We start from the raw sequence: 25241 nt of genomic DNA, 5'->3' as shown, positions 1-25241 counted from the left end.
TGCAAATATGGCTTTTTCTTCCCTGAAATTGAAGGAAGAGCGATGACTATTATCATACATTTACTTAGGTTTGCGGTCGCGTAAATTTATGAGTGACAAGCCACAAATACTGAAGATTGAAAAAACCTTTCCGCTAGAGCGGGGAGGGGAGTTGCCTGCTTTGGAGATTGCCTACCATACGTGGGGTGAACTCAATGAGGCCAAGGACAATGTGGTCTGGGTATTTCATGCGCTTACTGCCAATTCTAATTTGGCGGATTGGTGGGGCGATATCCTCACGGACGAATCAGCCCTCAGTCCTCAGAAGTATTTCATTGTATGTGCCAACATCCTCGGTTCACCCTATGGGACCTCTAGTCCGCTGACCATCAACCCAGAGACGGGTGCACCATATTATTCGGATTTTCCGATGTACACGATACGTGACATGATCGCTGCGCACCAGTTGCTGAGGGATCATCTCGGAATCAAAAAAGTAGCCATTGGGCTCGGTGGTTCGATGGGTGGTTTTCAGGCCTACGAATGGGCGGTACAAGAACCAGAGTTTTTCGAAAAACTGATCCTAGTAGTGACTGGGCCGAAGGAGTCGCCATGGAGACTGGCCGTACACAGTGCGCAACGCATTGCCATAGAGGCTGATCCGACTTGGAGAGACCATGACATGCGTGCGGGTGAACATGGAGTCGCTGCGGCGCGTGCCATTGGGATGTTGTCTTATCGCAACCACACGATCTTTAATCAGACCCAAGCTGACGAGATATCCAAGATGGATGGTTTTCGGGCAGACTCTTATATGAGGTACCAGGGCAAGAAGCTGATTGATCGCAAGTTTCAAGGCTATCTCCTTTGGTCGATGACCAAGGGAATGGACTCGCATGATATCGGCCGTGATCGCGGCGGGGTAGAGGCGGCACTGCAACTGATCCAAGCGGAGGTGCTCCAGATTTCTATAGACTCTGATATCCTATTCGCCTGCGATGAACAAGAGTGGATCGCCTCACACATCCCTAAGGTCACTTACCGTGAAATCAAATCCCTCTATGGACACGATGGTTTCCTGACCGAATTCGGTAAGATCAACGTCCTGATGAAGGAGTTTTTAGGCTAGTAGTTAGATGCTGGTATTTAGATTTTAGTATCTAGATCAAAAAAAGAAACCTTTTCTGCCCAATTTCTAGTGTCTAGCGATCTAAGGTCTTGATTCGTTAATGTAGAGATTTTATTCTCCACTTAATCTGTAGTGCTTTCTGTATATAGTCGTTTAAGTCCCTCTTCTTTGTTAATTTTCTGTACTTGTAACTATTGTTACAATCCCAAGATGATCAGAGCCGTACATTTGTTGTATAGTTTAAATGAAGAACTTTAAAAACATTGACTCATGAAGATAGAACAGATATATACTGGGTGTTTGGCGCAGGGAGCGTACTACATCGAGAGCAAGGGAGAGGCAGCCATCATTGATCCGCTGCGTGAAGTGGACTCGTACATCGCTAAGGCGAAAGAAGACGGTGCTACCATCAAATATATTTTCGAAACACACTTTCATGCAGATTTCGTGTCTGGGCATGTGGATCTTGCTCAGAAGACTGGTGGGCAGATCGTCTATGGTCCGAATGCAGAGACGGCTTTTGAGAGTCACATCGGTACGGATGGTGAGGTTTTTGAGCTTGGAGATGTTAGGATCAAACTCCTGCATACCCCAGGGCACACGATGGAGAGCAGCACCTATTTGCTCTACGACGAGTCGGGTAGGGAGCATGCGATATTCTCGGGGGACACTTTGTTTATCGGGGATGTCGGACGACCTGATCTAGCGGTGAAGACGGATTTGACGCGAGAGGATTTGGCGAGCCATTTGTTTGATAGTTTGAGAGACAAAATCATGACTTTGCCAGACGAGGTGATAGTCTATCCAGCGCATGGTGCTGGGTCGGCCTGTGGCAAGAACATGTCCAAGGAGACGTGGGATACGCTGGGCAACCAGAAGGAAGTAAACTACGCACTCAGAGCAGACATGACGCGCGAGGAGTTCATCAAAGAGGTGACTTCTGGGATTTTGCCTCCTCCACAGTACTTTGCCAAGAATGCCATGATGAATAAGTCAGGCTATGACAGCATCGATGAGGTAATGGCCAAAGGAAATGTAGCCTTGGATGTAGATGTTTTCGAAGCGATGGCCAACCACGAAGGTGCATTGGTGTTGGATACGCGTAGCAAGACGGATTTTGTGGCGTCACACATTCCTAATGCTATATTCATCGGGATCGATGGGAGTTTTGCGCCATGGGTAGGTGCTTTGATTACGGACTTGAAACAACCGATCGTATTGGTGGCTGATGAGGGGCGTGAAGAGGAAGTCCTCACCAGGCTTTCCCGCGTAGGGTATGACAATACGCTCGGATACCTCAAGGGAGGAATGACGGCTTGGAAACAAGCGGGTAAGGATACCGACAGTATCGAATCGGTCACTGCTGAGGAGCTAGGACAGCGCATGGCTAGCGAGTCCATGACTGTGATGGATGTGCGCAAGCCTGGAGAGTACAGTTCTGAACATGTCGATGGGGCTTTGTTTTTTCCATTGGATTTCATCAATGACAATATGGACGAACTGGACAAGAACGAAAAATACTACATCCACTGTGCGAGTGGCTATCGGTCTGTCATCGCCAGCTCGATTCTCAAATCACGTGGTTTTCACAATATCGCAGACGTGGCAGGTGGATTTAAAGCCATACAGGAGACAGGAATCAAAAAGTCAGATTATGTTTGCCCTTCGACATTAAAGTAGGATCAATCAAAAGTTATTTACCATGTACGAAAATATTGATGAAGAAGAATTTGCTGAGAAATTGGCCGCTGATGACAATGCTGTCTTGTTGGACGTAAGAACGCAGCAGGAATGGGATTCGGGCTATATCAAAGATGCGATCTTGTTGGACTTTTTCAATCCAGAATTTCCTAAGGAAGTAGAGAAGCTAGACAAAGCCAAAAACTACTACATCTACTGCCGCAGTGGCAACCGCAGTGGGCAGGCCTGTGGCCTCATGGAAGGCATGGGATTCACCGGAGAGCTATACAATCTAGAAGGTGGTGTGATGGCATGGACTGGCGATCTCGAAGAGTAATGCCTCAGCGTCTCCTTTGATAGAAAAGGATAAGCGTTAGATAGCACCTAGATTTCTGGGTGCTATTTTTTTTGTCCTGAACCATTCGATTAAGGAGTATTGAGGTCGTCAGACAGGTTAGTGTCTGATAAATGCTTGCTGGTGTGGACGATCATGGTCGTGTAGCTTTCTCTGAAAAGGTATCTTTTTGTAGTCTTTCTTCATCAGCTTTTTATTATGGTGAAAAAAAAAGAGCGTTGGGAGGGGGGGTGAGACCTGATCTCTCCAACCTAAGCTTAGTTCGGCTCCCATGTTGCCTTACCTCAGGGTCAAGGTAAGCTTAGTTCCACCCTGTAGTAAGCTTAGGTTGGGGCTCTGGTAAGCTTACCTTCAGACTCAGGTAAGCTTAGCTTTTATCCAAAGTGCATAAAGCCTGCTCAAAAGCTTGTTTTGAAGGTTTTTGAGTGATGAATAACCCCCTGCTGATTTCTGATTTGATCCCCTGATGAACGCATGGTTATGGCTGGATATTGAGCCAATGAAGATCGCTAAATAAGACTAAACAAGTCTGAAGACTTGCCCTGTAATATAGACTTTCAAGTTTCGCTTTGCGCTAAGACGTAAAAGAGCGGGGTTTTCTCTTCTCGAATGATGCTGCGGGAAGCCGACTGCTGATCGACTTGGTGAGACCAAACTAGTATTTTCTGTCGATATTTCCCAAGGCTACAGGCAAATCCCTTCGAATATCACAAAACGCTATGAGGTGGGTGCTATATTTTGGGTTGGGAGGGGGATGAGACCTGACCTGTCCAACCTAAGCTTAGTTCGGCTCCCATGTTGCCTTACCTCAGGGTCAAGGTAAGCTTTGTTCCACCCTGTAGTAAGCTTAGGTTGGGGCTCTGGTAAGCTTACCTTCAGGCTCAGGTAAGCTTAGCTTTTGTCCAAAGCGCATAAAGCCTGCTCAAAAGCCTTTTTTGAAGGTTTTTGAGTGATGAATAACCCCCTGCTGGTTTCTGATTTGATCCCCTGATGAACGCGTGGTTATGGCTGGGTATTGAGCCAATGAAGATCGCCAATTAGAACTAGGCAAGTCTGGAGACTTGTCCTGTATACATGCTTTCAAGTCTCGCTTTGCGCTAAGGCTTAAAAGAGCGGGGAATCCTACGATCTGAGAGGCTGACAAGTAAGCAATAATGTCGAATAGCTCTAGAGGAAAGAGTCTCGAAAGGTCAGTTCGAACTCACCCAATACTGGAACAGGGGCTGATAATGTTTCAGTGGTAAGCAATAAATCAAAAGCACCACAAACATGCATCTCAAAATCATTGCCATGCGCCCCATAAATATGAAAAAAATTAGAATTAACATCGCCATAGTAAACTAGCCATTCTGAGGATCCATTAATAATAATGGTAAACTTAGATCCCAATCCTCCATTTGGAATGTTTTCACTGATTAAATAGGATCCGGGCTTGATAAGCTTTGATAGCTCATTTTCTTCTGACTGACTCAACAACTGAAATTGGTATGTGGTTATTTTTTCTATATTATCTCCTGATAGTTTATACTCACTCAGCCCCGCACCTACTCCTCGTAAACCATATTCCTCATATAGTTTGATTTGATTCATAGTGTCAGATATATAAAGTACACTATCAGGGAATGTTAACTTTACGAATGATATTTTTTCATCCGAGCAACTCTGATTGTCGAATAGCTCTAGCATGTAGTTTGGTACTATGGGCTCTTCCTGATGACAAGCGTTAAAGACTATGATTGAAGTAAGCAATAGGAAATGATTTCTCATAGCTATTTGGGTTGGGGTAATAAAAAATACAATGCTTAAACTAGGTAAACCAAGACCTGCCAACAATGAAACAGTGTTATTTTTTTATCTTATTATTTTTAGTGTTTTACAGCAGCCAAGCCCAGCTTGTAGACCTATAAAAAACAAACTTCCACCAAGCCTTTTCTTCCGCATACTGCCGTCGGGTAAAAACATCTACCCATTCTACGACTGCAAATGTGGTGAAATAAATCCTCTGCTGATTTCTGATTTGATACCCTGATGGTTATTGAGCCAATGAAGATCGCCAATTAGGATTAAGCAAGTCTGGAGACTTGCCCTGTATAGATGCTTTCAAGTCTTGCTTCGCGCTAAGACTTAAAAGAGCGGGGTTCATTTCCGTTATCCAGTTCGTTGGAGTTAGCCGTATCTCTTGGTGTTAAAGTACTTCACCTTGTTCGCCTGTCCAGAGTTGATCGCCTGATATACCAAAAATGGAACCGTTAGGATTCCGACTGCTCCAGAAATCGCATAAACGGAAGCTATTTGAAAAATGTAAGGCCAGAGGTAAATTAACAATGCAGTTGTTCCACCGAGGAAAATGAGCACTGAGATGATTCCAACTATTCTGCTTTCCTCAGCTTTCAAGTTGTTCACATGATATTTCTTGGTTGATCCGCAAGATTCGCAATTCAATTTGATTCGTTCGCCTCGTCTCTTCGCCAGGACAAACCTATCTGATGCACTTGTTCGGAAGTTAATTTCGGATTTACAGTTGATGCAGTTCGTGTAGAGTCTCATGGGAGTTGCAGTCTATGCTGGGTAACGCCTGTGTAGGACGATGTGCCCTCACGGCTTGACTAAGGCTCTAAAGTAGCCGATACACCCCAAACCGCCAAAGCTAGTCTAGTCGATCAGTTTCATCAGGCGCTTATCGGCCTACGAATGACCATTCCACGGTATTCTACTGCTTTCCGAGTGAATCGGCGGAGCATGTTATGGCATTGTCTTGGTATGCTCGCAAGGGCATTCGTGCCTACACCATGTTGTAGGGCTTTTACTTTCCTATCCAGATATCACCTTCGGGGTTGAAGTAGATTTTTTCTTCATCTTTTTCAACAACATGAAACTCCATCTTTCTAATTCTGTTATAAAGACGTTGATCCTTATAGAATTCCTTTGGGTTTGCATAGCGTTCGACTGGCCAATTCATTTCCCATTCATAGTAGGGTTCTATATCAACTTTCCTTGTCCATTTAAGAGTGTTTAATTGATTTTCGAATTGGCCATATTGGTTGGTATGAATTCTGTTGGGCTTCTTAGAGCTTAAAAATGCTTCGTCTTCATAGTAGGTGATTTTGTCACCAATAGCACAGACTACCTCAGATTTCAAAATTCGTGGTTCATATAGCCAAATCGCTAAATAATAAGGTTCGTTTAATTCGTTATTAAGTGTCTGTTGCCAACTGTTCTTGATTTCAAGAAGTTCACGAATGATGGTCTTTCTCAGTTTTTTGTGTTGACCTATATTATCGCCATACCAATCTTCTATTTGAAAGTTGAAATAGGATTCTTTTTTTAAAAACGCTAGGTCTAAAGTAGAATCTTCAGGAATCGATCGCTCGATTTGCTTAATGATCCGATGGCTGTGTCTTAATTTTTTCATTCAGATGGTCATGCCCTACAACGCCTGCCTATCATCTGTGGCATTGACGTCTAATTTGTTTCGGGTACAATGTAGGAAAATCTTCGATTTTGATCGCTACATTTTTTGACTCAGTGAGGAAAATCGAAGATTTTCCGGTGCAAGTAGAAAGCAGAACTGCCCAAGCTGACAGAGACTGCCATGGATGGATAGGCTATGTTGTATACCTTTATTTAAGATCTGTTTTTAAAATCCACAAAGCATTTGGTTTTTGGTTGTGACACTCCAATTCTAATTTTTGAACATCAATATCAAATTGAAACAGTACTCTGTTTTTATCTGGAAAGTCCTGTTCCTCAGCTGAACTTATTACTCTTCCAGTTTGACCGATGAGTTTCCAATAGTTCTCGTTTTCCGAGACTGCTTGCTTTGTTTTTAAGGTGCCATTAAAGGATTTTAGCTCGTATTTCCTGTCTTGTTTCATTAACTAATTACGATAGGGATGACCAAATAACTATACCGATTATCAGACCAATGATGACGTATGAGATGATGATGTCAATTCTATATTTTGGCAACTTATGCTCAGGATATTTTACGTTCCATTTTTTTGTTTCAACTGCATCAGCTAAGAGTTTAGGTGTTACTGGAATCCTGTCTACTCTTGCATAAGGAGGTTTAAAGAAGAAGCTTCCGAGATTTTGACCTTCTTCATCTGCATGAAAATACCACAAGTAAGTTGACATATCTATATTGTAGTTTCTAGCAAAGTTTTCAATCATTTCATGAAAGTCATCTCCGACAATGCCGTGCTCTTTAAATAGATCAGAATCAGGGGATAGTTGCTCTATCTCGGTATAGTCCTCAAGAAAATTTGTGATTTCATCTAGCCAACTCATATTTTAAGCATGGTATACAACATTTGTGTAAAGTGCACAGTGCACTTTACCCGCACTGCATCAATCCAAAGCTAACTGATTTGCGCTCCTTGTCAAATCCATTTTGCCTTCAAATCTCCATTCTCAAGTCAATACTTTTCAACAATAAAATCCATATTTGCAGCCGTATGGATAGAAATGCACCCATTGGGATATTTGATAGTGGTACGGGCGGACTGACAGTCGCGAGAGCGGTCAAGGATATGCTGCCGGACGAGGACATGATCTACTTCGGAGATTCGGCGCACTTGCCCTATGGCGACAAGTCAGCCACGACGATCCAGTCCTACTCCATCAAAATCACCAACGCCCTGTTGGAGCGTGGGTGCAAGGTCATTCTCATCGCCTGCAACTCAGCCTCTGCCGCTGCCTACGAACTGGTCAAGGAATATGTCGGCAGCAGAGCAAAAGTGTACAATGTAATCGATCCTGTGATAGACCTACTGGCCCAAAGATTCGTAGACAAGAAAGTCGGACTGATCGGGACCAAACAGACGGTCAACTCTCAGGTGTTTGATCAGAAGATCAAACAACGACAGATAGAGGTGTCGCTGGTGTCGCTGGCTACTCCGCTACTCGTGCCGATGATCGAGGAGGGATTCATCAACAACTCGATCAGTCATGAGATCATCGCCCAGTATTTGGGAGACGAACGTTTCGAAGGGATCGAGGCATTGATTCTAGGGTGTACGCACTATCCGATTATCAAAGATGCCCTAAAAGATTTCTACAAAAACGAGGTAGAGTTGATCGATTCGGCTAATATTGTGGCTCAGAATCTCAAACAACAGTTAATAACCCAAGACTTAACTAGAGAGAAAAACAAAGGCAATGACCAGTTTCTTGTATCTGATATTACCCCTGCTTTCGAAAAGGCCGCCAGTCTTTTCTTCAATCAAGATATTCATCTTGAGAAGTACCCGCTATGGGAGTAATTGCTGTTGTTGTTGATTGATTGATACCCCCTCGAAAACAAGCCAAATTCTTGCGCTGTTTTCCCTTGTTATTTTTTTAAATTACGATTTTTAAAATCAATCAATGATAGCGTTTCTCATCTATCTTCCTTTTCTACTCGTCTTTGTCATTTTCGCGGTATACGCGGAGAGGAAAGTGTCTGCGTTCATGCAGGACAGGATAGGCCCTATGGAGACGGGCAAGTTCGGGATACTGCAGTCCTTTGCCGATGTACTCAAGATGATGCAAAAGGAGGATATCATCGCACTGGCTGCCGACCGCAAGCTCTTCTTGATGGCTCCCCTCGTGATATTTGTCTCGGTATTTACCGGATATGCCGTGCTGCCCTTGTCTGCGGATATACAGGGGTCTGCTGCAGAGACGGGGATCTACTTTCTCCTGGCGGTGATCTCGCTCGACGTGATCGGGATACTGATGGCCGGCTGGGGCTCGAATAGCAAGTTTTCGCTCTTTGGTGCGATGCGCTCCGTGGCGCAAATCGTATCCTATGAAATCCCGCTTGGGCTAGCCATCCTTTGTGTGATCATGCTGATGCAGACGCTGAGTCTACAAGAAATTTCACTCCAGCAGGTAGGAGGCCTAGGCTTCATCCACTGGAACATCATCCAATATCCCTTCCTCATCGTGCCATTCGTGATATACTTCATCGCGTCGTTGGCTGAGTCCAACCGGACCCCTTTTGATTTGCCAGAGGCAGAGTCAGAGTTGATCGGCGGGTTTCATACGGAATACTCCGGGTTTCGATGGGCGGTGATCATGCTGTCGGAGTACGGGATGATGCTACTCGTGTCGCTCATCGCGGTGATCCTGTTCTTTGGGAGCTGGAATACCCCACTGCCCAACCTAGGACCTGTGCGCTTGGCAGACTGGACTTCAGGGACGGTCGGACAACTGTCCGCCGATGTATGGGGGACGTTTTGGATCCTGTCCAAGGCGATGTTGATGATTTTTGTGCAAATGTGGGTGCGGTGGACTTATCCAAGGATTCGTGTCGATCAGATGATGTCATTGAGTTGGAAATACCTCACGCCGATAGGTTTGTTTATGGTTTTTGTGTCGGGATTTTGGAAACTTTGGATGTAAGCTGTGAAGACCTATTTTAAAAATATCATCAAAACAACTGGCGGGCTGCTCTATGGCTTGAAGATCACCTTTAGGCACTTCTTGAAGGCGCGCACTTCGCGCAAGCCGATAGGCGTGGCAGACAAGGACTACTTCGAGCACAAGGAGGGCATCTTTACCCTCAAGTACCCCCAAGAGGAGTTCCCCGTACCGGACAATGGCCGCTACCAGCTGCACAATGAGATCGACGACTGTATCGTCTGTGACAAGTGTGCCAAGGTCTGCCCGGTCAACTGTATCGATATCGAACCCGTACGAGCGACCGAGGAGATCGGCAAGACCTCCGACGGGACATCCAAAAAAATATATCCGGCGAAGTTTGACATAGACATGTCCAAATGTTGCTTCTGTGGTCTCTGTACGACGGTATGTCCTACCGAGTGTCTGACGATGACCAAGGAGTACGACTTCAGTGTGTTTGATTTGAAGGCGCACAATTTTGAGTTTTCGGACATGACGGCTGATGCGGTGGAAGAGAAGAAGAAGGAGTTGGAGATTTTCAATGCGGAGAAAGAAAAGGCCAAGGCAGCCGCCGCAGCAGCGAAAGCCAGTACGGCGAAACCTGCAGCCGCCAAGCCGTCTTTCAAGCCGCGAGTGAAGCCTGCCGCTACGGAGGGAGAAGCTACGCCAGAGAAGAAACCCGCTGCGAGACCCGCTTTCAAACCGAAGGTGAAGAAGGTAGATTCGGAGAGTCAAGAACCGAATGTAGATACCGAAAGCAAAGAGCCAAAGGCCAAAAGCCAAAAGCCAGTTTTCCGTCCGAAGATCAAAAAGTCAGGAGACGATGGTCAGGAGTCGAGAGAGGCAAAAGCGGATGGGGCAGAGGGGAAACCGAAAGCTGCAAAGCCGGTCTTCCGTCCGAAGATTAAGAAGGTAGATACTGAGAGTCAAGAGCCGAATGTAGATACAGAAAGCGAAGAGCCAAAAGCGAAAAGCCAAAAGCCAGTTTTCCGTCCAAAGATCAAGAAGGCTGGAGGCGAGAGTCAGGAGGCGGCAAATTCAGAGACAAACTCAGAAAGCGAAGAGCCAAAGGCCAAAAGCCAAAAGCCAGTTTTTCGTCCAAAGATCAAGAAGGCTGGAGGCGAGAGTCAGGGGGCGGCAGATTCAGAGACAAACTCAGAAAGCGAAGAGCCAAAAGCGAAAAGCCCTAAGCCAGTCTTTCGGCCTAAAATAAAGAAAAAGAAAACAGATGACGGGGAGTCGTCTACCCAGAGCGAAGAATAGTGGAACAGATCAATTTCAACATATTGGCATTTTATGGCTTTGCGGGGCTAGCGGTGATATCGGCGCTGATGATTTTGATGTCCAAAAACATCATCCATTCGGTGTTTATGTTGGTGCTGGTATTCTTGTCAGTAGCGGCGATATATATCATCACCAATGCGGAGTTTGTCGGTGTGACGCAGATTATGGTTTACATCGGAGGGATATTGATCCTGATGATGTTTGGCGTGATGCTCACCAATCGCATCGATGGAGGCAAGATGCTCACCGAACATAGGCGCATCATACCTGCGGTACTTTTGGGCTTAGGTTTGGCGTTTGTATTCTACAGTACGCTACAAACGAAGTTTCCTTTGGCGGAGTTTGGTCCGCAATCCGAGCTGGACAAATCAGTGACCGAGACGATCGGGATCAATTTCATGACGCATCAGTTGGTGGCGCTAGAGTTGACCGCTGTTTTGCTACTGATGGCACTGATCGGAGCGGCCTTCCTTGCAGGATCTAAATTCGAAGACAAGAAATGATACCGATAGAACACTATATCGTCTTGAGTGCAGCGCTGTTGATCATCGGTCTGATGATCATCATCATCAAGCGAAACGCCATCATGGTGTTGGTAGGGGTGGAGCTGATCCTCAATGCCGCCAATATCAATTTGGTCGCTTTCGCGAAAAACGACCCACTGCTCACTGGGCAGATGATGTCGCTCTTTGTGATCGTGATTGCGGTAGCAGAGTCTGCCGTAGCACTGGCGATCATCTATCAGGTGTACAGACACCAACAAGTATCCAACATAGACGAACTAGACGAATTGAATGGTTGATTTGAATTCCATATTGATGCTCGCTATTCTCCTGCTGCCCTTGGTCGGAGGTTTGTTGGCCTACATGGCGGGCAACCGAGGAGGAGGCGTGACGATCGCGACGGTCTTTGCTGCAGTGCTCGGGATAGCCGTTTGGTCGTTTTTGACCATCCCAGCAGGAACCAACCTGCAGGCAGATTGGATTCGCTTGGGTGAATATAGTTTTGCCGTGGGGCTGTGGTACGATCAGTTGACAGGGATCATGGTGATGGTCGTGGCACTGATAGCACTACTGGTGGCGGTGTTCTCGATGGAGTACATGAAGCATGATGAGAGTCGTGCACGATATTTTGGCTTACTGGGACTGTTTGCTTTCTCGATGTACGGGATCGTCCTGTCTTCCAATTTGCTATTGACCTTTGTGTTTTGGGAGTTGGTAGGATTCTCTTCGTATCTATTGATTGGATTTTGGTTTGATCAGGTCAAGCCACCGCTTTCATCCTTCAAGGCCTTCGTGATGAACAAGGTAGGGGATGCAGGATTCCTCTTGGGTATATTCGTGCTGTACGCCTATTTCAAGACGTTGAATATCGCGGAGCTATTGGTACTGGCGGAGGCTGGGCTGGATATCCCTGATGCGATGTTATTCATGGCGGGCTTGGGGTTGTTTTTGGCAGCCGTGGGCAAGTCTGCACAGTTTCCGTTGCAGACCTGGTTGCCCGATGCGATGACAGGGCCTACACCCGTCTCTGCGTTGATCCATGCCGCGACGATGGTAGCCGCTGGGGTGTATCTATTGGTGCGTGTATTCCCATTACTGTCGCCAGACGTACTGCAGTTGATCGGAGTGATTGGCGGGGTTACAGCCTTTACAGGTGCTTTTGCCGCATTCGCGCAAAATGATATCAAAAAGATTTTGGCCTACTCCACGGTATCCCAACTGGGATACATGGTGATGGCGATAGGTGCTGGGTTTCCAGTAGCTGCATTTTTCCACCTTGTGACCCATGCTTTCTTCAAGGCGGGCTTGTTCCTTTGTGCAGGGAGTATCATCCACTATTTTCATGAGACCAATCACGACCATGATTTTGATGCTCAGGACATCCGCAACATGGGTGGTTTGCGCGCTGTGCTCCCGATTACATTCGTCACATTTACGATTTGCACCTTGTCTTTGGCGGGCATACCGCTGTTCTCGGGTTTCTTGTCCAAGGAATTAGTTATAGGAGGGATTTTATCTTCTGACCTTCCTAGTATAGTGTCAATTTTTGCATTGGTGTCGGTTTTTATGACGGCTGCTTATATGGGACGACTGTATTTTAGAGTCTTCTTTGGTACGCAAGTGAAGAGCCGATTTGTGGAAAATATAAAAATGAAATTGCCACTGATGGTATTGACTGCATTGTCGTTTTGGGCTGTGTTTACCCTCAATCCATTTGGCTCGCATAATGGCGTGACCGACAGTCTCGCACAAATCATTTTCAATCCTGAAATGGCTCACTATACGTGGCTACCGATACTGTCTGTAGTACTGGCAGTCTCTGGAATTTTGGTGGCTTACCTCTATGTAGAGAAAGGAATGTTGGTCAAACCGGTCAGCGCATCTAAGAAGATATGGGGCGGGTTGTCTGCCAATAATTTTTACCTCGATTACTTTCATCGAAAGATCGTGGCTGGAGGTGCCATGAAGGGCGCCTCGTTCTTGTTTTTCTTTGACAAGAAAATATTGGATCGTTTGATTGATCTATTGGCGAAAGCCGAAGTAGTCTTTGCACATTTTGTGGGATTGATTGACAAGCACGTCGTGGATGGGCTGGTCAAGTTGCTGGCTTGGACGGCACGTTTTGCGGGTGGTCGCACCCGAAAACTACAGAGTGGTAATGTGCAGATGTATTTTGTGTGGGCTTTGTTTGGCCTATTGATCATTGTTTATTTTTTGACTTAATTATCTAGGTATATGCTCCTTGATCACCTATTGTCATGGTTAATATTCGTTCCTTTGATCGCTGGAGGAATCATGCTTTTCGTCCCCAGTGACAAAGAGCAGGCATTCAAAGTCATCGCTTTGGTGGCTATGCTTGTCGAGTTCGTGCTGACGATGGTACTGATGTGCTCGTTTGATCGTTCGCTTGTGGGCTATAGCGCATCGAGCCTGCAGTTTGCCCAAAAGCTTGAATGGATCAATTTGAATATCGGATCGTTTGGGAGTATCCTTATACAATATTATGTAGCAGTAGATGGCGTGAGTATCCTGATGGTGCTGTTGACAGCCATCGTGATGCTGGTCGGTGTGATCTCCTCTTGGAACATCAAGAAGAGTGTCAAGGGTTATTTTGTGCTGTATATGGTTTTGACGACCAGTGTATTTGGCTGTTTTGTGTCCATAGACATGTTCTTGTTCTATCTCTTTTTCGAGTTTATGCTGCTGCCGATGTATTTCTTGATAGGCATCTGGGGTGGCAAGCGTAGAGAATATGCATCGATGAAATTCTTCATTTACACCTTGGTGGGATCGTTGTTCATTCTCATGGTGATGATCGGGCTCAACCTGTCAGTGGTCGAGGCACCAGGTAGTTCGGTACATACCTTTGATATCATGAAGATGATGGACCCGTCCAATTATCTTGGCGAGGCTATGTTGGGGTTCAGTACACAGTGGATGGGAGTCAGTGTCAGAGTATGGGCTTTCTTGTTTCTGATGATTGGCTTTGCCATCAAATTGCCAGCTGTACCCGTACATACGTGGTTGCCTGATGCACACGTGGAAGCGCCGACACCTATATCGGTCGTGCTCGCAGGGGTCTTGTTGAAGATCGGGGGCTATGGTTTTTACCGCATTGCTTATTCGATCTTCCCAGAGTCAGCGGTGGCGTATGGATGGTACATTGCACTTGCAGGAGTGATTGCCATCATCTATGCTGCATTGGTAGCGATGGCACAGTCTGATCTTAAGAAATTGATCGCATACTCTTCTGTTTCGCATATGGGCTTTGTGCTGTTGGGCTTGGCTTCTTTGACGATCGAAGGAGCGTCTGGAGCGATGTTTCAGATGTTTAGTCACGGGGTGATCTCCGCGTTGCTCTTCATTTTGGTAGGTGTACTTTACGATCGTACCGGCAACCGTGAGATAGCCAACTTCAGTGGATTGGCGACCAAGATGCCGTATTATTCTGCTGCCGTATTGGTTGGGTTCTTTGCTGCGCTGGGCTTGCCTGGATTCTCTGGATTCATTGCGGAGTTTTTGGTGTTGATTGGTGCGTTCGACGGAGCGGTCAATGGTAGCATACTCAGTACATGGATGCCGATAGTGGGACTGGTAGGATTGGTGCTGGGTGCTGCGTACTTTTTGTGGACGCTACAGCGGATGTTCTTTGGCAAGTTTTGGGTCAAAGACGAGTCGTGGCAATTGCCCGATCTTAACCGCAGAGAGTGGCTGATGATTTTGCCACTTGTGGTGTTGGCGGTGCTCTTCGGTATTTTTCCCAACATCCTACTCGATTATTCTAACGAAACGATTATTGGCTTTGTAGATTATATCCAATCGCAGAGTGAAGCCAATACCATACTAATCCAAGCAGGGAATTGAAGCAGTCAGAATTCATAGCGTACATCACCACACTGATTGGGGAGTTTGGGTATTTGTTGCCAGAGATGACCCTGATAGCAGGGAGCTTGTTTCTAGTGGTACTTGACCTGCTGTACAAAGGGACAGCTGCAGCGACGGTTAGGACGCTCGCGACGTTGGTTGTTTTAGCAGCCACTTCGTTGGCGATTGATGCGGCACCTATCGAAGGGGCGTACCTCAATGGTGTCTTGGCGCAGACGGCCGTTACACCTACTTTAAAATATTTCTTTGTCCTGATGACAGCTGCCGTTTTGCTGTACCCCAACAGTCGAGTACAGCGTAGGACGGGCGAATATCAGTACTTGATCCTGATGGTGTTGTTGGGTACATTCTTTTTGATTCAAGCACAGAATTTACTCTTGTTTTATGTGGCGTTGGAGCTCGTGTCGATTACTTCTTATGTATTGATTGCCTTCTCTTTTCAGAGAAAAGGGTTCGAAGCAGGAATCAAGTACCTGCTATTTGGCGCCATGTCCTCTGGTTTGATGCTCTATGGTCTGTCGTTGATATATGGCCTGTCTGGGAGTTTGGATCTCGCGTTGATCCCGCAAATGGTGGCTCAGAGCAGTGACCCTACCTGGCTCAATCTCGCGCTGATGCTGTTCTTCGTTGGGATCTTTTTCAAACTGGCCTTGGTGCCGTTTCATATTTGGTCTCCAGATGCCTACGAGGCTGGGCCTACGGCTGCCATTGCTTTGATCTCTGTCTTGCCCAAAGTTGCCATCTTGGTGTTTTTCTATCAGTTTACTCAGCTGTTGGATACAACTGATGTGGAGCTATTCAATTGGCAATATGCACTTAGCATCTTGGCGATAGGGTCGATGTTCGTGGGCAATCTCTCTGCACTACGGCAAAACAATGCCAAGCGTATGATGGCTTATTCTTCGATTGCGCATGCGGGGACACTGCTGATCGGTGTGATCGTAGGGACAGCGTTTGGGTACGAAGCGATGCTGTTTTATGCAGTCGTCTATGGCGTCATGAATGTAGGGGTGTTCTATTTCATCGATTGGATGGAAAAAAATGAATTGGAAAATATCTCAGATCTTGCGGGGCTGGGGCGGCAGTTCCCAGCTGTCGGTGTGTGTATGACCGTCCTGCTGGTGTCGCTTGTAGGATTGCCACCTACAGGTGGTTTTTCGGCCAAGCTGTTGGTCTTTTCTTCGCTGTGGGATGTGTACCTGCAGTCTTCGGATAGCTACCTGCTGTGGCTCTTTGCACTAGGAATTCTCAATTCCGCCATCTCTTTGTTCTATTACCTCAAAATACCATACTACTTATTTCTCAAAACAACGAACTCTACACAGCGCTATCGTGTTGGTGCAGTGAGTGTAGTCTTTTTGGCATGTACTGCTTTGTTGGTTTTGGCAATCTTCTTTATGGCAGACCTTTTGTTAGAAATGCTATTCTAGCATAAGCTATTTGGAGGAAGTTTAATCTATAGACTCCCTCTATTTAGGTGTTCAATAAGTTGAATTATCACATGGAATCCATGTAACTTTGTATTTTGAAACTGAGCAATGAGTGACCCTATCAAGCATGAATGTGGTATAGCCCACATTCGACTAAGAAAACCTCTCCAATTTTACATTGACAAATATGGTACGCCTCTTTATGGAGCCAACAAGCTGTTGTTGCTCATGAAGAAGATGCAGAACCGTGGACAAGATGGAGCGGGTATCGCCAATATCAAATTGGGACTAGAGCCTGGATACCGATACATCAGCCGCTACCGGTCGATCGATCCCAATCCCCTCAATAAGATTTTTGAGAAGGTAGGAAAGAAATTTGGCAAAGCCCGCAAAGAAGGAACGGATGAGCAGTTTCACTCTGAGGAGTGGCTCAAGAAGAATTATGGATTTACGGGTGAAGTATGGTTGGGACACTTGCGCTATGGCACACATGGTAAGAATGGCCTAGAGAGTTGCCACCCGTTTTTGCGTCAAAACAACTGGCGCAGTAGGAATTTGGTCGTTGCGGGTAACTTCAACATGACCAATGTGGACGAACTGTTCGATATCTTGGTTCAGTTGGGACAAAATCCTAAAGAAAAGACCGATACCGTCACCGTGATGGAAAAGGTAGGACATTTTCTAGACGAAGAAAATCAGTTGTTGTTTGATGGGAACAAAGACGAGTATAATAATCTTGAGATTACTCAAAAGATAGAAGAAGAATTGAAAGTGATCAATATCCTCAAGAAGTCTTTCAAGGATTTTGATGGAGGGTATGCGATGTGCGGAATGATGGGACATGGAGCCTCGTTCGTGGCACGTGATCCTGCGGGGATTCGTCCTGCCTACTACTACGCTGATGACGAAGTGATCATGGTCGCTTCTGAGAAGCCTGCGATCAAGACGGCTATCAATTGTAATTATGATCAGATCAAAGAGGTCAAACCAGGGCATGCCCTGATTATCGATAAGGATGGAGACTGGACAGAGGAACAGTTTGTAGACAATATTCTACCTAAGAAGTCCTGTACCTTCGAGCGAATTTACTTTTCTCGTAGTTCGGATCCAGATATCTACCGTGAGCGTAAGAAACTCGGGGAGTTACTCGTCCCAAAGGTGCTCAAAGCAGTCAATTTTGATCTGAAGAATACGATATTTTCATATATACCTAACTCGGCAGAGACTTCTTATCTCGGTCTGATGAACGGGATTGATGAGTATTTGATCCAAAAGCGTAAGGAGATCATCATAGATGGCAAGCCCAGTACGGATGATTTGGATGAGCTGTTGTCGTTTCGCCCTAGAGTCGAGAAGCTGGTGATCAAGGACGCGAAGCTGCGTACGTTTATCACAGGTGATGCCGAGCGTGACGAGTTGGTAGCCAATGTGTATGACACAACCTACGAAGTAGTAAACAAGGGTAAAGATAACCTTGTGATCATCGATGATTCTATTGTGCGTGGTACTACACTAGAGAAGAGCATTTTGACGCTACTCGACAAGCTAGATCCAAAGAAGGTAGTGATCGTCTCCTCTGCCCCGCAGATACGATATCCTGATTGCTATGGGATAGATATGAGTAAGATGAAGGATTTTATTGCTTTTAGAGCTGTACTTGCGCTTCTTAAAGATCACGGTAAACTGAACTTACTCGATGAAGTGATGGCGAAGTGTGTGGAGAAAGGTAGTGATAAAGATGCCCCGAACTATGTCAAGGAGATTTATGCACCCTTCACGCAAGAGGAGATCTCAGCGAAAATCACGGAAATCGTGAGACCCAAAGGAATGAAAGCTGATCTAGAAATACTGTTCCAAACGGTGGATAATCTACATGTAGCTTGTCCTAACCATGAAGGAGACTGGTATTTTACTGGAGACTTCCCAACACCTGGAGGAAATAGAGTAGTGAACAAGGCGTTCGTGAATTTCATGAAAGGTACGACGGGTAGAGCGTACTAGATAGAAAACATAAGACACAAAAAAAGCACTGAAGATATTCCTCAGTGCTTTTTTTGTGTCTTATGTAAGCTTAGTTAGCTGATTTTTCTAAATCAAATGTCCAAGTACCATTTACAGAGTTAGTTCTAGCTGCTCCTGTAGTTACTTCGAAACTCAATTCTAAATCTGCACCAGTTGAGCTTTGTGTTGCGTCCATGTCAATTGAACCATCTCGTGTGATTTCAAGGCTACCGTCTGCTGCTACAGAAAATGCTAATTCACCACTTGCTGGCCATACTGCTTCGTAACCAGCAGGAACACCTGTTGCTGCATAATCAGCACCACTTGCAGTTGCGCCTGAAATAGTTAGGACAAAAGAATCCCAGTCTCCTGCGTCACCAGGTTGTGTAACACTAGTAGCGGTGTAGTCACCGTTAATCAATTCAGCTACTTCACCAAGGTTGATTCCACCATCACCGTCTCCATCACCATCACCATCGCTATCATCTCCGCCGCAGCTTGATAATACTGCTAGTGATAAAAACAATGCTGCCGTTAAATAATTTAAATACTTCTTCATGTTGTTGTTGTTGAGTAAAAATTAAAAATTTGATCTGTATCAAAAATATATTTTTTTGATCACTCTACCTAATTTTAGTAGGAGGTAAACGTGTCACTTCCCTAACGGCACGGATAGGTCTATTATTCTATTGCAGCTTTGGTATTCTTCTTTCTGATTGGAAGCGATGATGGTGATGGTCTGAGAAGGGAGTGCGTCAAGTTGCTGTAGGTACCAGTTAAAACCAGTTTGGTCTAGATTAGAGCCAGGTTCGTCTAGTAGTACTACTGATGCTTCTGTATGAAACGCTAGAGCAAGTTTGAGTCGTTGCTTCATTCCACTGGAGAAGTTTTTGATTAGTTTATTTTCGTGTCCCTCGAAATACATCAGACGGATTAGTTCCTTATGGCTGATTTGTTTTCGGATGAGTTTGAATTTGAAATGAAAGGACAGCATTTCCATCAGTGTGAAATCCTCTATGAGCTCTAGGTATGGACTGGCAAAGGTAATGTGTCTAATGAGCTCGTCTTCATGAATGGAAGTGTCCTTGTCTAGGTAGTGCACGTGCCCCGAAGAGGGAAGCGACATGCCTCCTATGGTACGCAGTAGTGTGGATTTTCCGCTACCATTATTGCCTATGATGGCAATGCGCTCTCCCGTTTCAAAAGTGTAGGAGAGGTCTTTGAAAATCCATTCTTTATTGGAATATCGCTTACTAAGATGTTCTAGGCGGATTTCCATAAAGAATGGATTGAAATGTTATTGATCCTTGCGAACGATGCTGGCAGTCATACTTCCTTCAGAAGCCAATTTGCCATTTACATGAGCAGTACCTTTCATTTTGGCAATACCTCTTTTGATCGGTTGTAGGAGCTCGCATTTGATATCAAGTGTATCGCCTGGCATGACCATTTTTCTGAATTTGAAGCCTTCGACTCCTAAAAAGTAGGTCCAGTAGTTTTCTGGATCAGGTACAGAGTTGAGTACAAGGATACCACCGATTTGTGCCATTGCTTCGATTTGTAATACGCCTGGCATGACAGGGTTTTCAGGGAAGTGACCTTGGAAGAAGGGTTCGTTGAAGGTGACATTTTTAATACCAGCTACGTGAACCTCATCCAGGTGATATATTCTGTCGATCAACAAAAACGGATACCTATGGGGTAGGATTTTAGCGATTTGGTTGATGTCATATACTGGTGGTTTGCTCGGGTCGTATGGCGGTACCACAGGTGTGTCTTTCTCCATTTTCTGAATTTTTAACTTAGGTATTTTTATTCGAAGACCGCAAATTTAGCCTTTTTTGCTAAAGACAATTGTTTCGCTCACGAAAATTGCATTTGTGCGTCAATTGAAGTTGTCTAGCGGTGACCAGCAGAAAAAGTGCTTGGTGACGATTTTGCTCATGGCTTTGATGTTCGGTAAGTCGGTAGCGACTTCTATATCTTGTAACTCGCCTCTTTTGTCCAGAATTCTAATCTTTTGATTGCTTTTGATGTAGGCAGCATTGCTGATCTTGCCTGTGCAGGAGAAGTAGCTCAGTTCATCGTTGCTCAACTGAGTATGCTCACGCATTTTGTCTTTCGTTTGGTCAACGAATGTTTTGCTGGGTTCTTCATTGTCCAAGATGATCTTGAATATCTCTCGGTTCAGTAGATTCTTGCTCAGAGTGGATAGTACTACGTCAGGATGTTCTCTCCAAAATTTCATTGAACCCCATATATCACTGTCATCTAAGAGTGCGAACCGTTCAATAAGACCCGCATCTTTGGTGAAATCGTCTTTTGTGATCGTATGCTCTAGAAAAAAAGTCAGAGCAGGTGTAGCGATGATTTTTTCTCCTCGGTGTGTCAGGTTTTTTGCTCTACGAATTAGTTGGATGAGCATTTCTTCTGCACTTACAGAGGTTTTGTGCAGATAGACTTGCCAGTACATGAGTCTGCGTGAGCTTAGGAAATTCTCGACGCTGTAGATTCCTTTGGCTTCCACGACGATTTGGTCGCCCTTGACATTGAGCATGTTGATGATGCGTTCGGAACCGATGCTGCCCTCCGAAACTCCAGTAAAAAAGCTGTCTCGCTTTAGATAATCTAAGCGGTCAATGTCCAACTGGCTGGAAACCAGTTGGTGGAAGAATTTTCGTTCGTACTGGTCAGAAAATATGTCTAACCCCAGACTCAGTGCGCCGTTAAAATGCCTGTTGAGATGCTCGAAGAACATCAGAGAGATATCTTCATGGTTGATAGAGCCCATCAGGTTAAATTCTAAGGTGTGCGAAAAGGGACCGTGACCAATGTCGTGGAGGAGGATTGCAATGAGCGAACCTTCTAATTCTTTTTCTGAGATTTCTACCCCTTTGGCGCGTAGATTATGCAACGTCTGTTGCATGAGATACATTGAGCCTATAGCGTGATGAAACCTTGTGTGAAGCGCACCAGGGTAGACGAGATTAGTTAGTCCCAGTTGTTTGATCCGTCTCAATCGTTGAAAATAGGGATGCTCTATAATCTCAAATATCAGGTCGTTAGGAATCGTGATGAAACCATAGACAGGATCATTGATGATTTTGTTTTTGTTAGTCGTCAAAATGAACTGGGATTAAATAGGTAGAGTGCCTTGATTTTTCTTATTTTGAAATTCTTTAAGCATTGGCTGAATGGTCGATCAAATCTAAATAAATATTATGCGTAATTATAAAATATTGTGGGCCGATGACGAAATCGATTTGTTGAAACCGCATATTATTTTCCTCAATAATAAAGACTATGATGTGACCCCCGTCAATAGCGGTTCGGATGCTTTAGATACACTGACCAAGGAGGATTTTGACATTATATTTTTGGATGAAAATATGCCAGGTCTTACGGGGTTAGAGACGCTCTCGCAGATCAAAGAAAACTATCCGAGTATTCCTGTCGTGATGATTACGAAGAGTGAGGAAGAGCAAATCATGGAGGAGGCGATCGGTGCTAAAATTGCGGATTATTTGATCAAGCCGTTGAATCCAAACCAGATTTTACTCTCGGTAAAAAAGATACTCGATAACAAAAGACTGGTCTCGGAGCAGACCAATATGAGTTATCAACAGGAGTTTCGTAGCATCAGCATGGAGATCAATGAGAATCTTGATTTTCAGGAGTGGATTGATATCTACAAAAAAATGGTCTATTGGGAGTTGCGTATAGATGAGACCGAAGAAAAGGATATGGCCGAGGTGCTCAACATGCAAAAGGATGAGGCCAACGCTGAGTTTGGAGATTTTGTAATGGAAAGCTATGAGGATTGGCTCAATAACCCGAATGAGGAAAAGCCACTCATGTCGCATCGTGTGATGAAGGAGCAGGTGTTTCCATTGCTAGGGCAGGGAGAACCTGTATTTGTTTTCATCATCGATAACCTGCGTTACGATCAGTGGAATCTGATGGAGCCTATTATCTCTGAGTTTTATAATATCGAGAAGGAAGTGCCTTTTTATTCCATCCTGCCGACTACTACGGCTTACGCACGTAATGCTATCTTTAGTGGGATGCTACCAGACGAAATGGCTAAAAAGCACAGTGATATCTGGGTAGGTGAGGACGAGGATGAAGGAAAAAACAACAACGAACAGGAGTTTTTGCAGCGTAATCTGAAAAGGAATAATTTGGATATTTCGGTCTCCTACCATAAAATATTACAGAAGAATCAGGGTAGACAGCTGGTCAATAATGTGAACAATCTCATGACCAATGATCTGAATACGATTGTTTACAATTTTGTAGATGTGCTATCGCATGCACGTACAGATATGAAAATGATCCGTGAGCTGGCACCTGATGAGTCGGCGTATCGTTCTCTTACTATGTCGTGGTTTCAGCACTCTACGTTGCTAGAGTTGCTGCGTATCTTATCTGAGAAGAAAGTTAAGGTGGTCATCACGACAGATCATGGTACGATACGTGTCAAAAAGCCAATCAAGATCATCGGGGATAGGAATACCAATTCGAACCTGCGATACAAAGTAGGTAAGAATCTAAAAGTAGACACCAAGGATGTTTATAGCAGCAATGATCCTGACGCGCTGCATCTTCCGCGTCCGAATGTATCGAGCTCTTATGTGTTTGCGCAGAAGAACGACTTTTTGGCCTACCCCAATAATTTCAATTACTATGTGAATTACTACAAGGATACTTTTCAGCATGGTGGGATTTCGCTGGAAGAAATGATCGTACCCTTGATTCATCTAAAACCTAAGAATTAAAGTATGGAACTGAAGTTGAGCTCGCTGGATGAGATTTCGGAAGTAGCTGCTGCGGTCATTGCCTACGCTGGCGATCGTAGGGTGTGGTTGTTTGAGGGACAAATGGGGGCTGGAAAGACGACACTAATCAAGGCGATCTGCGAGCAACTAGGGATCATCGATGAGACGAGTAGCCCGACTTTTTCGTTGGTCAATGTGTATGTTGATGCAGCGGGTGAAGAGTATTATCACTTTGATTTCTATCGCCTCAATAAGGAGGAGGAAGCCCTTGATATTGGATGTGATGAGTATTTCTATTCGGGCAATCATTGTTTTCTAGAGTGGAGTGAAAAAATCCCTTCATTGATCCCCACTCAAAACCTGAAAATAAATATTAACTTGAACGCAGATACCACGAGAACCATCAGCTTGAGCAAAGATGACTGAAGAAATGCATGAAAGCGTAACCACTCTGATAGAGGAAACGAGAATTTATCCTCAGGAGAAATTAGCACCTATCAAGAAGGGCGCACAGCAGCTCAATATCGGGATACCCAAAGAAACATCGACCTACGAAAATCGAGTGCCTCTCACACCGAAGGCTGTAGGTGCCTTGACGGCCAATGGACACAGGGTGATCATAGAGTCAGGTACAGGCGTAGCAGCTAATTTTTCGGATGAGGAATATACCGAAGCGGGTGCAAATCTCGCTTCAGGAGCCAAAGAAGTCTTTAAGTCAGACATGATCGTCAAGGTAGAGTTTCCTACTGCGGAGGAGATAGACTGGATGACGAACAAACAGACGATTATCTCTACCATACATGCGGAGGAGCAAGACATCAAGAGTCGCTTAGAGTTGCTCAATCAGAAAAAGGCGATAGCGATAGGGTATGAATTTATCGAGGATAAAGTCGGAGGGCTACCCATCGTACGAGCAATGAGCGAGATCGCTGGCGTATCGGTGATTCCCATCGCGGCAGAGTACATGTCTGCCGATAAGAAGGGAGCAGGAGCGATATTAGGAGGGATCACAGGTGTGCCTCCTACCAATGTGGTCATCATCGGAGCGGGAACTGTGACTGAATATGCTTCACGTACAGCGATCGCATTGGGTGCATCGGTGAAGATATTTGATCGACACCTCTATAAGCTGCACCGTCTCAAACATATCTTGTCCGCATCGGTGTTCACTTCGACCATAGATCAGGTTGCTTTGCGAAAGGCTCTGCTTGAAGCAGATGTGGTGATATGTGCCGTACGTACTGAGAAGGGACAAGTGGAGAAGATTATCACCGAAGAGATGGTGATGGGCATGAAAAAAGGAACGGTAATCGTCGATGTGAGTATTGATGAAGGTGGTTGTGTGGCGACCTCCGTACCGACTAATCTCAAGAAACCAGTCTTTACCAAGCATGGAGTGATACACTATTGTGTACCGAATATTGCCTCACGCTACCCTAGAACCTCTACCAAGGCATTAAGCAATATTTTTACGCCGATCCTGAACGGAATATCTAACCATGGAGGTGTAGATCAGATGATCTTTGAGAATAAATGGTTTATGAAAGGCGTATATTCTTACAAGGGTTTTATGACCAATTATCACCTCGCCAATAAATTTAATTTGCGCTTCAAGGATTTGAACCTGTTGATGGCCGCTCGGTTTTAACCGCATGGCAATAGCCTGTTGGGGTTAACACTCCTTCACGTCCACTACAGCGGACGATTCCCCCGACTCTTGGTCAAATTGCACTAGACTACATTTTGGACTGTGTGGCACAGGTCAAGGAGAAACTAAACCTAGAGCTAGTCTATAAAAAGACAAGGTGTATCGTTTGCATGAAAAAGCCC

The 25241-nt window shown here is 45.0% G+C and carries 23 protein-coding genes and 1 pseudogene; 15 read left to right on the top strand and 9 right to left on the bottom strand.

Annotated elements, in window-relative coordinates; genetic code table 11:
• The first annotated feature begins 88 nt into the window (after positions 1-88).
• The 3 genes from BUB99_RS10930 to BUB99_RS10920 all read left to right on the top strand — a co-directional run bounded on the left by BUB99_RS10930 (position 89) and on the right by BUB99_RS10920 (position 3125).
• Positions 89-1108, top strand: a complete 1020-nt coding sequence (locus BUB99_RS10930; RefSeq protein WP_073122403.1) for a homoserine O-acetyltransferase family protein — start codon at positions 89-91, stop codon at positions 1106-1108.
• A 270-nt stretch (positions 1109-1378) separates the two neighbouring features.
• Positions 1379-2788, top strand: coding sequence for an MBL fold metallo-hydrolase (locus tag BUB99_RS10925; protein WP_073122401.1), 1410 nt, complete (start codon positions 1379-1381; stop codon positions 2786-2788).
• A gap of 22 nt (positions 2789-2810) precedes the next feature.
• Positions 2811-3125 (top strand): rhodanese-like domain-containing protein, encoded by a 315-nt coding sequence (locus BUB99_RS10920; protein ID WP_073122399.1) that lies wholly within the window; start codon positions 2811-2813, stop codon positions 3123-3125.
• 1185 nt (positions 3126-4310) lie between these two features.
• Here BUB99_RS10920 and BUB99_RS10915 read toward each other — a convergent pair.
• The 5 genes from BUB99_RS10915 to BUB99_RS10895 all read right to left on the bottom strand — a co-directional run bounded on the left by BUB99_RS10915 (position 4311) and on the right by BUB99_RS10895 (position 7433).
• Entirely contained in the window at positions 4311-4733 is a 423-nt protein-coding gene (locus BUB99_RS10915; protein ID WP_139280975.1) for a hypothetical protein, read from the bottom strand.
• 576 nt (positions 4734-5309) lie between these two features.
• On the bottom strand, positions 5310-5546 hold the full coding sequence (locus BUB99_RS20550; RefSeq protein WP_073122395.1) for a hypothetical protein: 237 nt from the start codon (positions 5544-5546) through the stop codon (positions 5310-5312).
• Positions 5547-5946: 400 nt separating this feature from the next.
• Complete coding sequence (locus BUB99_RS10905) at positions 5947-6555, bottom strand: hypothetical protein (protein WP_073122393.1); 609 nt, start codon at positions 6553-6555, stop codon at positions 5947-5949.
• Between the two features lie 208 nt (positions 6556-6763).
• Positions 6764-7018 (bottom strand): hypothetical protein, encoded by a 255-nt coding sequence (locus tag BUB99_RS10900; protein ID WP_073122391.1) that lies wholly within the window; start codon positions 7016-7018, stop codon positions 6764-6766.
• Between the two features lie 7 nt (positions 7019-7025).
• On the bottom strand, positions 7026-7433 hold the full coding sequence (locus tag BUB99_RS10895) for a DUF1493 family protein (RefSeq protein ID WP_073122389.1): 408 nt from the start codon (positions 7431-7433) through the stop codon (positions 7026-7028).
• 167 nt (positions 7434-7600) lie between these two features.
• Here BUB99_RS10895 and murI point away from each other — a divergent pair, with 167 nt between their 5' ends.
• The 9 genes from murI to BUB99_RS10850 all read left to right on the top strand — a co-directional run bounded on the left by murI (position 7601) and on the right by BUB99_RS10850 (position 18633).
• Complete coding sequence (gene murI, locus BUB99_RS10890; protein ID WP_073122387.1) at positions 7601-8407, top strand: glutamate racemase; 807 nt, start codon at positions 7601-7603, stop codon at positions 8405-8407.
• 103 nt (positions 8408-8510) lie between these two features.
• The gene (gene nuoH, locus BUB99_RS10885; protein ID WP_073122385.1) at positions 8511-9530 is read left to right on the top strand and encodes an NADH-quinone oxidoreductase subunit NuoH; all 1020 of its coding nucleotides are present in this window, start codon (positions 8511-8513) and stop codon (positions 9528-9530) included.
• Between the two features lie 3 nt (positions 9531-9533).
• Positions 9534-10793, top strand: a complete 1260-nt coding sequence (locus BUB99_RS10880) for a 4Fe-4S dicluster domain-containing protein (RefSeq protein WP_084190506.1) — start codon at positions 9534-9536, stop codon at positions 10791-10793.
• On the top strand, positions 10793-11317 hold the full coding sequence (locus BUB99_RS10875) for an NADH-quinone oxidoreductase subunit J family protein (protein WP_084190505.1): 525 nt from the start codon (positions 10793-10795) through the stop codon (positions 11315-11317). Before BUB99_RS10880 ends, BUB99_RS10875 begins: the two co-directional genes overlap by 1 nt.
• Positions 11314-11616, top strand: coding sequence for an NADH-quinone oxidoreductase subunit NuoK (nuoK, locus tag BUB99_RS10870; RefSeq protein WP_073122383.1), 303 nt, complete (start codon positions 11314-11316; stop codon positions 11614-11616). Before BUB99_RS10875 ends, nuoK begins: the two co-directional genes overlap by 4 nt.
• Positions 11609-13540, top strand: a complete 1932-nt coding sequence (locus BUB99_RS10865; RefSeq protein WP_073122382.1) for an NADH-quinone oxidoreductase subunit 5 family protein — start codon at positions 11609-11611, stop codon at positions 13538-13540. Before nuoK ends, BUB99_RS10865 begins: the two co-directional genes overlap by 8 nt.
• Before the next feature lie 12 nt (positions 13541-13552).
• Positions 13553-15181 carry a complex I subunit 4 family protein gene (locus BUB99_RS10860; protein WP_073122380.1) on the top strand — a complete coding sequence of 543 codons (1629 nt, stop codon included), beginning with the start codon at positions 13553-13555 and terminating at the stop codon, positions 15179-15181.
• Positions 15178-16632 carry an NADH-quinone oxidoreductase subunit N gene (locus BUB99_RS10855; protein WP_073122378.1) on the top strand — a complete coding sequence of 485 codons (1455 nt, stop codon included), beginning with the start codon at positions 15178-15180 and terminating at the stop codon, positions 16630-16632. Before BUB99_RS10860 ends, BUB99_RS10855 begins: the two co-directional genes overlap by 4 nt.
• A gap of 108 nt (positions 16633-16740) precedes the next feature.
• Positions 16741-18633 (top strand): amidophosphoribosyltransferase, encoded by a 1893-nt coding sequence (locus BUB99_RS10850; protein ID WP_073122376.1) that lies wholly within the window; start codon positions 16741-16743, stop codon positions 18631-18633.
• 70 nt (positions 18634-18703) lie between these two features.
• On the opposite strand, the gene BUB99_RS10845 is transcribed toward BUB99_RS10850, so the two are convergent.
• The 4 genes and pseudogenes from BUB99_RS10845 to BUB99_RS10830 form a co-directional block, all read right to left on the bottom strand.
• Positions 18704-19192, bottom strand: coding sequence for a hypothetical protein (locus tag BUB99_RS10845; protein WP_073122374.1), 489 nt, complete (start codon positions 19190-19192; stop codon positions 18704-18706).
• Between the two features lie 93 nt (positions 19193-19285).
• Positions 19286-19912, bottom strand: a complete 627-nt coding sequence (locus BUB99_RS10840) for an ABC transporter ATP-binding protein (protein WP_073122372.1) — start codon at positions 19910-19912, stop codon at positions 19286-19288.
• 18 nt (positions 19913-19930) lie between these two features.
• Positions 19931-20398 (bottom strand): annotated as a pseudogene (gene fabZ, locus BUB99_RS10835) (3-hydroxyacyl-ACP dehydratase FabZ); the annotation flags it as partial.
• A 120-nt stretch (positions 20399-20518) separates the two neighbouring features.
• A complete protein-coding gene (locus BUB99_RS10830) occupies positions 20519-21757 on the bottom strand; it encodes an HD domain-containing protein (RefSeq protein WP_073122371.1) in 1239 nt (412 codons plus the stop codon).
• 97 nt (positions 21758-21854) lie between these two features.
• Here BUB99_RS10830 and porX point away from each other — a divergent pair, with 97 nt between their 5' ends.
• From porX to BUB99_RS10815, 3 genes are read left to right on the top strand one after another with little or no spacing between them, the layout of a single operon-like run.
• Positions 21855-23411 (top strand): T9SS response regulator signal transducer PorX, encoded by a 1557-nt coding sequence (gene porX, locus BUB99_RS10825; RefSeq protein WP_073122369.1) that lies wholly within the window; start codon positions 21855-21857, stop codon positions 23409-23411.
• 3 nt (positions 23412-23414) lie between these two features.
• A complete protein-coding gene (gene tsaE, locus BUB99_RS10820) occupies positions 23415-23837 on the top strand; it encodes a tRNA (adenosine(37)-N6)-threonylcarbamoyltransferase complex ATPase subunit type 1 TsaE (RefSeq protein WP_073122367.1) in 423 nt (140 codons plus the stop codon).
• A complete protein-coding gene (locus tag BUB99_RS10815; protein WP_245816828.1) occupies positions 23830-25059 on the top strand; it encodes an alanine dehydrogenase in 1230 nt (409 codons plus the stop codon). Before tsaE ends, BUB99_RS10815 begins: the two co-directional genes overlap by 8 nt.
• The last annotated feature ends 182 nt before the right edge of the window (positions 25060-25241 follow it).

Origin of the sequence: Reichenbachiella agariperforans (assembly GCF_900142205.1) — a bacterium.
GTDB classification, from domain to species: Bacteria; Bacteroidota; Bacteroidia; order Cytophagales; family Cyclobacteriaceae; genus Reichenbachiella; species Reichenbachiella agariperforans.
The sequence above is the reverse complement of the archived record's forward strand: the minus strand, read 5'-3'. Positions and strand labels throughout refer to the sequence as shown.